5 protein-coding genes, 2 tRNA genes and 1 pseudogene are annotated in these 7,127 nt (G+C 40.2%); 7 read left to right on the plus strand and 1 reads right to left on the minus strand.

The annotated features are described in order from the left end of the window. Nucleotides 1-407: 407 nt before the first annotated feature. Nucleotides 408-1,226 (minus strand): toxin-antitoxin system YwqK family antitoxin, encoded by an 819-nt coding sequence (locus EGN73_RS19645; protein ID WP_343207146.1) that lies wholly within the window; start codon nucleotides 1,224-1,226, stop codon nucleotides 408-410. A gap of 178 nt (nucleotides 1,227-1,404) precedes the next feature. Here EGN73_RS19645 and EGN73_RS19650 point away from each other — a divergent pair, with 178 nt between their 5' ends. The 7 genes and pseudogenes from EGN73_RS19650 to EGN73_RS19680 all read left to right on the plus strand — a co-directional run. Beyond that, the gene (locus EGN73_RS19650; RefSeq protein WP_219293527.1) at nucleotides 1,405-2,607 is read left to right on the plus strand and encodes a pyridoxal phosphate-dependent aminotransferase; all 1,203 of its coding nucleotides are present in this window, start codon (nucleotides 1,405-1,407) and stop codon (nucleotides 2,605-2,607) included. A gap of 682 nt (nucleotides 2,608-3,289) precedes the next feature. Beyond that, nucleotides 3,290-4,315 carry a DUF4421 domain-containing protein gene (locus EGN73_RS19655; protein WP_246611674.1) on the plus strand — a complete coding sequence of 342 codons (1,026 nt, stop codon included), beginning with the start codon at nucleotides 3,290-3,292 and terminating at the stop codon, nucleotides 4,313-4,315. A gap of 189 nt (nucleotides 4,316-4,504) precedes the next feature. Next, nucleotides 4,505-6,049: an L-piperidine-6-carboxylate dehydrogenase gene (gene amaB, locus EGN73_RS19660; RefSeq protein WP_219293529.1), complete on the plus strand. Its 1,545-nt coding sequence runs from the start codon at nucleotides 4,505-4,507 to the stop codon at nucleotides 6,047-6,049. A 210-nt stretch (nucleotides 6,050-6,259) separates the two neighbouring features. After that, a tRNA-Val gene (locus EGN73_RS19665) sits at nucleotides 6,260-6,334 on the plus strand. Between the two features lie 282 nt (nucleotides 6,335-6,616). After that, nucleotides 6,617-6,691 (plus strand) — tRNA-Val (locus EGN73_RS19670). A gap of 33 nt (nucleotides 6,692-6,724) precedes the next feature. Further along, nucleotides 6,725-6,976: a GIY-YIG nuclease family protein gene (locus EGN73_RS19675; RefSeq protein ID WP_219293531.1), complete on the plus strand. Its 252-nt coding sequence runs from the start codon at nucleotides 6,725-6,727 to the stop codon at nucleotides 6,974-6,976. Next, nucleotides 6,931-7,127, plus strand: a pseudogene (locus EGN73_RS19680) (hypothetical protein); the annotation flags it as partial. The gene EGN73_RS19675 and the pseudogene EGN73_RS19680, both read left to right, overlap by 46 nt.

Consider the following 7,127-nt stretch of genomic DNA (forward strand, 5'->3'; position numbering starts at 1 on the left):
CAAAAGTCTACAAAAACTATAGGGAAAACATGTTAAAAAAATTATTTAAGCAATGTGTATGCGCCTTATTTGGGGATTAAGAAGGGGGGAACAAAATATCAGATTTCACTAAGTGCTTCCAAGTTTTTTTACCGCTATTAGTTAGGGCGTGCTGAAAAACGCCAACTGGAGAATAAATGCTTTAAATTTTGATGAATACCCCTTTTGTCAAGTAATTTCTTTTTAAGCAGGTGCACGCTTATTCAATGATATAGCTTGATTTCCATGCTCCTTAAAATTTCAAAATTCGAAATTTTAAAGCTAGTCTCAGGCATACCATCTTCTTCATTGGGCTCACTCGAAGTATAAGCATACATCTTCATTCGTCCGCTTTGAATCGGGCATACCTGAGACTTTTTCAGCAAGCCCTAGTTCGCCCCCAAGCCTTCCTTTCTGTAAATCAGATTCCCTTCTTTGTCCCACTCTGCTCTGATATAGGGCCTGAAATCTTTGGAAAAAGGGACTTCCTGATACTGGATCTCCCGTTTTCTTACCACCTTGGATTTGGAGTCCCAGTACTCGGTCCAAAGGCCTACTTTTTCTCCATATCTATACTCACCTGTGACAGCAATTTGACCATCTTCGTAAAAATGAAAAAAGTTACCTTCTTTAAGTTCATATTCTATAGGTGTCAGCTTTTCGATTTTATTCTCAGCCCGGTTGTAATACGTCACCCTGGAATCCTTAGGCCAGCCTTCAGAAAAGTGTAGCTTGTCCTGAAGCACATGTTTGTCATTGAATGAAAGCCAGGTGCCATGTCTTTTCCCAAAATAATAATGCCCCTCCTCAATTAGCTTATCATCGATGACTTTTTCATAGGGTCCATGTAATAAATATCCGCGGGAGGCGTCAAAATCTTTAGTTCTGATCACTTTATCCTTGACATCATACCAATAGATATCCCGTATATAAGGATCTGATTTTCTTTGCTCATTGGTGTAGAAGAAAAATACATATTGGACCTGGTTTCTAAAAGTTGATTTGATTCTTCCCTTTTTGGTTTTGACTCCGTAAAAGATGTTTTTTTTCTTTTTCTTCTTGCCCTTTTTTTTCTTCTCTTTCTTTTCGTTGTCATCAAACAAAAGCAAAGGCAAGGTGGTAGGCTGTAACCTTTCGGATACCACGCCCACCGAATCCGGATCGCTTTCAGGTTCGGTTTTGTCTTTTTTCTCTTTCTGTGCGGACACAGAGAGCGTTATGAAACAGCAAAGGGTGAATGATAAAAGGTGCTTCATGAGATCAAAACGCCTGAATGATTAATTTATTTCTGCACAAAGTTACAAATCCCCAATCAATTTCCATTTAGCCTTAGAATTAATGATTGTTATCCTTATTTTTGGCGGAATTTATCAAACCAACCATAAAATGAATAACCTATTATCAGACAGGATCAATCAAATGGAGGAATCTGCAACTTTGGCCATGGCCAAGAAAGCAAGAGAACTCAAAGGGCAAGGCATAGATATTATCAGCTTGAGTTTGGGTGAGCCTGACTTCAAAACGCCTAAGCATATTCAGGAAGCCGCCAAAGCATCCATAGATGAAGGTAAATACTTTGCATATCCGCCTGTAGCGGGATATCAGGACTTGAGGGAAGCCATAGCCAAAAAGCTCAGGGATGTCAACCATATTTCCGAGGCAAAAGCAGAAAACATCGTTGTTTCTACCGGGGCCAAGCATTCCATTGCCAATATATTTATGTGTATGCTCAATGAAGGGGACGAAGTGGTGATTTTTTCTCCATATTGGGTGAGCTATGCTGAGATCATCAAATTGGCAGGCGGGGTTCCTGTTTTGATCGAAGGTACCCTAGAGAATAATTTCAAGGCTACTGCGCAACAGCTAAAAGAGGTTCTCACAGATAAAACAAAAGCCATTATTTACTCCTCTCCATGCAATCCTACAGGGTCTGTGTTCAGTAAAGAGGAATTGGAGGCTATAGCAGAAGTAGTGAAAAGTAAGGAGGATTTGTTCGTGATCGCAGATGAGATTTATGAACTGATCAACTTTACCGGGAAGCACGCCAGTATAGCTGCCTTCCCGGGGATGTTTGAGAGAACAATCACCGTTAATGGCTTTTCAAAAGGATATGCGATGACAGGCTGGAGAGTTGGATACATTTGTGCGCCTCTATTCATCGCCAAGGCTTGCGAAAAAATGCAAGGGCAGTTCACTTCTGGGGGAACAGGTATCGCACAAAGAGCTGCTTTGGCAGCCATCAGTGGAGATCATGGTCCATCTCAGGAAATGGAGAAGGCCTATTTCAAGAGGAGAGAGCTGGTTTTGGAAATGCTTAGGGATATTCCAGGTATAAAAACCCATGTTCCAGAAGGTGCTTTTTATTTCTTCCCTGATGTATCCGCATTTTTCGGAAAGACGGTAGGGGATTACAAAATTGAGAATGCAGATGATCTTTGTTTGTACATCTTGGAAAAAGCAAATGTCAGCTTAGTGACCGGAGCTGCTTTTGGAGCTCCTGATTGTGTAAGGTTGTCTTATGCAGCTTCTGAAGATGAATTAAAGGAAGCTTTGAAAAGGATTAAAGAAGCTTTGGCAAAACTTAGCTGATTTTACAGCGGGTTTATATGAAAAAGGAAGAGAGGAGCGATTGCTCCTCTTTTTTTGTCTAGGATGTTCTACAATCGAAAAAGTTTGATTTAGTTTTTGATAAAACTTTCTGCCGTTTTTGTTTGAAGAATTTCAACTTCTCAAAATTATAAATATAAATATATCAATAAAATTTTAACTTTATGGTTATTTTAATTTTATGGGTAAAATCTGGATTAATGCTTTGTTTTCAATATGTATTTTTTACAAGGAAGGCAGGATTTGTGTCGGTATTTTTAGAAGTGAAATATTATTAGTTTATAATGATCTAATTATTACCTATTTAAGGTGCTAATGTTTGTATTTAATAACATTTATGATTGAAGTTTTCTCTTAAAAATAAAATCTAGTTTCAGAGGGTCAGTTTTTAGAATAATGAGTAATTGCTAAACTATAGATTTTCAGGCATGTAAATTTTTTGCTAAAAAATCAAAAAATACCAAGGTGAAAAGCTTGCATTAATAAATATTAATTGCATATCTTTGTCTCGGGTGATTAAGCAACTTTTTCTGCTATAAATTTTCTTATTGATTTGAATGGAGGTTATTATGAAAGTTATTTTTTCTAACCTCCATTTGTTTTTTTCTCAGGTTAGTTTCCCTACATTCATCAAACATTCTTTGCTAAATCTTATTTCATTGATATGAGAAAGGAGTTTTATTTTTTTCTACTTATGATGATGGTCTCTGGGTATGCTTTTGGCCAGGAAAGCCAAGAGGAAAAGTCAAATGAATATTATGAAGAGTATCCAGACCTTTTGACCATGCGCTTGTATACCTCCAGGAAATATACATCCTTTACTGTTGGTGATAGGGCGAGCAATCTTTTTGAGCCGAATTCCACACTGAATTTGGGGGTGGGTGCTACTTACAATGACTTCACTTTGAACCTCGCTCTTGGATTTGGCTTTCTTAACCCTGGCAGGCAGGACGTTCAGACGACGTATTTGGATTTACAGGCACACATGTATCCAAAGGACTGGATAATAGATCTTTTCGGTCAGTTTTATACCGGTTATCGGGTTCAGGGATTTGGCTACGATCTTCCGGGGCAGCATGAGGGTAATTTTCTTGCGGAAGACCTCCGTGTCAGGAAAATCGGGGCGAATGTGCAAAGGCTTCTTAACGGAGAAAATCTTTCTTTAAAAGCAGCTTTTCAACAAAGTGCCTGGCAGAAAAAATCTGCCGGAAGTTTTATGGGTGGGTTTGAAATGTACGGAGGACGCATCCTACAGAGGGGAGAGGAGATTTTGGTCTATCCTGATGCGCCGATTATTTCAGGTCAACCATTTATCAGCTATTTTCAGTTTGGACCAAATGTGGGATATGCTGGTACTCTGGTGCTTTTCAAGCATTTTTTTATTACGGGAGTCGGCTCCATCAATGGTAATTTTGGTTACTCTGCATATGAAAATAACAGCGATAGAGATGTGAACTGGGGTTTTAATTATAATTATTTTCTAAGAGGTTTTGTGGGCTATAATTCCGCAAAGTGGTCCATTAATGCCAATTATGTTCATAATAATATAGGTTTGGTGGATGTTGCAAATACGGAAGTGAGGATAATGACCGGTAATTATCGTGTGAATTTTATTTACAGGTTTGTGCCTGGGAAAAAGCTGAAGCCATATCTCCGCTACGTAGACCCTAAAGGTATTCTTGGTATTTGATATTTAGCGAGAAGGATTTGTCCATGGGTTTTTGTGCACTTTTTAGATATTGCTAGCTTTACAGAACCTAAAGTATCCCTCCTTATTATCTGTTGAGGATCTTTTGGAAAGTGGGGTGGAGATGGCCAAAATGGTCGCTTTTAAAACCTATATTTATCATTCATTTTAAAATCAATAACCCAAATACTTATGTCTGACAAATTCGGCATTCAGGATGCTTTAAAGAGGTTGGGTGTTCAGCAAGAAAATGCTGGGACTTCAACCGGTAGTAAATGGATTAATAATAAAGAAGGATATATTTCTTCATATTCCCCAGCTGATGGGAAGTTGATAGGGAAAGTTCAGGTAACTGATCGGGATTCCTACGAATTGGTCATTAAAAAGGCGACAGAAGCTTTTTTGACGTGGAGAACTACTCCGGCACCTCAGAGAGGAGAAATAGTAAGGCAAGTTGGTGATGCGCTACGGGCCCATAAGGAAGACTTGGGAAAGCTGGTCTCCTACGAAATGGGCAAATCCTATCAAGAAGGTCTTGGAGAAGTACAGGAAATGATAGACATCTGCGATTTCGCGGTAGGACTTTCCAGGCAATTGTATGGTTTGACCATGCATTCCGAGAGACCTTTCCATAGGATGTATGAGCAATGGCATCCCTTGGGTATTGTAGGGATCATTTCAGCGTTTAATTTCCCGGTAGCTGTTTGGTCCTGGAACAGCATGATTGCATTGGTTTGTGGGGATGTCTGTGTTTGGAAGCCATCCGAAAAGTCTCCGCTTTCTGCCATTGCATGTCAGCAGATAGTGGCAAAAGTGCTGCAGGAAAATAATCTGCCAGAGGGAATCCTGTCTTTGGTCAACGGAGATTACAAAGTAGGAGAAATGATGAGTAAGGACCGGAGAGTTCCTTTGGTATCCGCGACAGGTTCTACGAGAATGGGAAAAATTGTAGCACAGGAAGTTGCGGGCCGCTTGGGCAGGTCTTTGTTGGAACTCGGAGGAAACAACGCCATCATTATCACTGAGCATGCAGACCTGGACATTGCTATCCGTGGGGCACTATTTGGAGCTGTTGGTACGGCAGGTCAGCGGTGCACGACAACGAGAAGGCTGATTGTTCAGGGATCTGTTTATGAAGAAGTGAAAAAGAGGCTCACTAATGCGTACTCCAAACTTGTAATAGGTAACCCTCTCGATGAGAAAAACCATGTAGGTCCTTTGATCGATAAAGAGGCAGTTAAGATGTATTCAGCAGCTATTGAATCCGCCCAGAAAGAAGGCGGTAAAGTGCTGGTCGAAGGAGGGGTTTTAGAAGGAGAGGGATATGAGTCCGGTTGCTATGTGAAGCCATGTATCATTGAGGCTGAAAACCATTTCAGTACAGTTCAGGAAGAAACCTTTGCTCCCATTTTATATTTGATGAAATATGAAAAGCTGGAAGATGCAATTGCTATGCAGAATGGTGTGCCACAAGGTCTGTCCTCATCCATCATGACTTTGAATATGAGAGAAGCAGAAGCATTCCTTTCAGCCGCTGGATCTGACTGTGGTATTGCCAATGTAAACATTGGTACTTCAGGTGCGGAAATTGGTGGGGCTTTTGGAGGAGAAAAAGAAACAGGTGGTGGTCGTGAGTCAGGTTCAGACTCTTGGAAAGCATATATGCGCCGTCAGACGAATACCATTAATTATAGTGATAGCTTGCCGTTGGCGCAGGGGATAAAGTTTGATATTTGATTATGTAAAAATATCAGCTTCATTTTCAATGGATTGAATTTGTAGGAGAATATTTTTGATGGTTCATATTTGTATCAAAGAAAATATCCTCTACATTTGCATTCCGTTTAGAAAGCAAACGGGATTAAGAAATGATTTCAAACCCTATAGGTTCATTTATTACTTATTTTTTAAAAGTTTTAAATTAGGAGTTGAAATTTAAAAAGTATTGGGAGCTTAGCTCAGTTGGTTCAGAGCATCTGCCTTACAAGCAGAGGGTCGGGGGTTCGAATCCCTCAGCTCCCACATTTCTTAAAGTTGTTAGTATCTATTAGGAGTTTAGCTCAGTTCGTTCAGAGCATTCCGATTACGATCGGAAGAGTCGGAGGTTCGAATCAATAGTAATGTTAAAGATAATGGGAGTTTAGCTCAGTTGGTTCAGAGTATTCCGATTACGATCGGAAGGGCCGGAGGTTCGAATTTATACTAGCGGAAAAGATATTGGGAGTTTAGCTCAGTTGGTTCAGAGCATTCCGATTACGATCGGAAGAGTCGGAGGTTCGAATCAATAGTAATGTTAAAGATAATGGGAGTTTAGCTCAGTTGGTTCAGAGCATCTGCCTTACAAGCAGAGGGTCGGGGGTTCGAATCCCTCAACTCCCACAATAAGCCTTTAAAAGAGGCTTTTTTTGTTATATGCCCTGCCATTTTTACATACTATACTCAAAATGTTCAGACCGGTTTTATATTGGCCATACCTGTGATATTTTGGAAGAGAGGCTGCGAAGGCATCGGAGCAATCATAAAGGATTTACAGGAACTCAGTCAGATTGGGAACTGGTTTATTCAGAGCCATACCCTGATAAGAAATCAGCCTATGCCCGTGAGCGAGAGGTAAAATCATGGAAGAGCCGCAAAAAGATTTTGCTTCTGTTCAAAGGGGCCTAGCCCAGTTGGTTCAGAGCATTCCGACTTACGGTCGGAAGGGTCGGGGGTTCGAATCCCTCAACTCCCACAATAAGCCTTTAAAAGAGGCTTTTTTTGTTATATGCCCTGCCATTTTTACATACTATACTCAAAATGTTCAGACCGGTTTTAT

The sequence above is a fragment of the Arthrospiribacter ruber genome, from assembly GCF_019343195.1.
Lineage (GTDB): Bacteria > Bacteroidota > Bacteroidia > Cytophagales > Cyclobacteriaceae > Arthrospiribacter > Arthrospiribacter ruber.

Excerpts from the sequence above, each read along its gene's own strand:
- EGN73_RS19650 (WP_219293527.1), top strand. The coding sequence starts at position 1,405 with ATGAATAACCTATTATCAGACAGGATCAATCAAATGGAGGAATCTGCA.
- EGN73_RS19655 (WP_246611674.1), top strand. The coding sequence starts at position 3,290 with ATGAGAAAGGAGTTTTATTTTTTTCTACTTATGATGATGGTCTCTGGG.
- amaB (WP_219293529.1), top strand. The coding sequence starts at position 4,505 with ATGTCTGACAAATTCGGCATTCAGGATGCTTTAAAGAGGTTGGGTGTT.
- EGN73_RS19675 (WP_219293531.1), top strand. The coding sequence starts at position 6,725 with ATGCCCTGCCATTTTTACATACTATACTCAAAATGTTCAGACCGGTTT.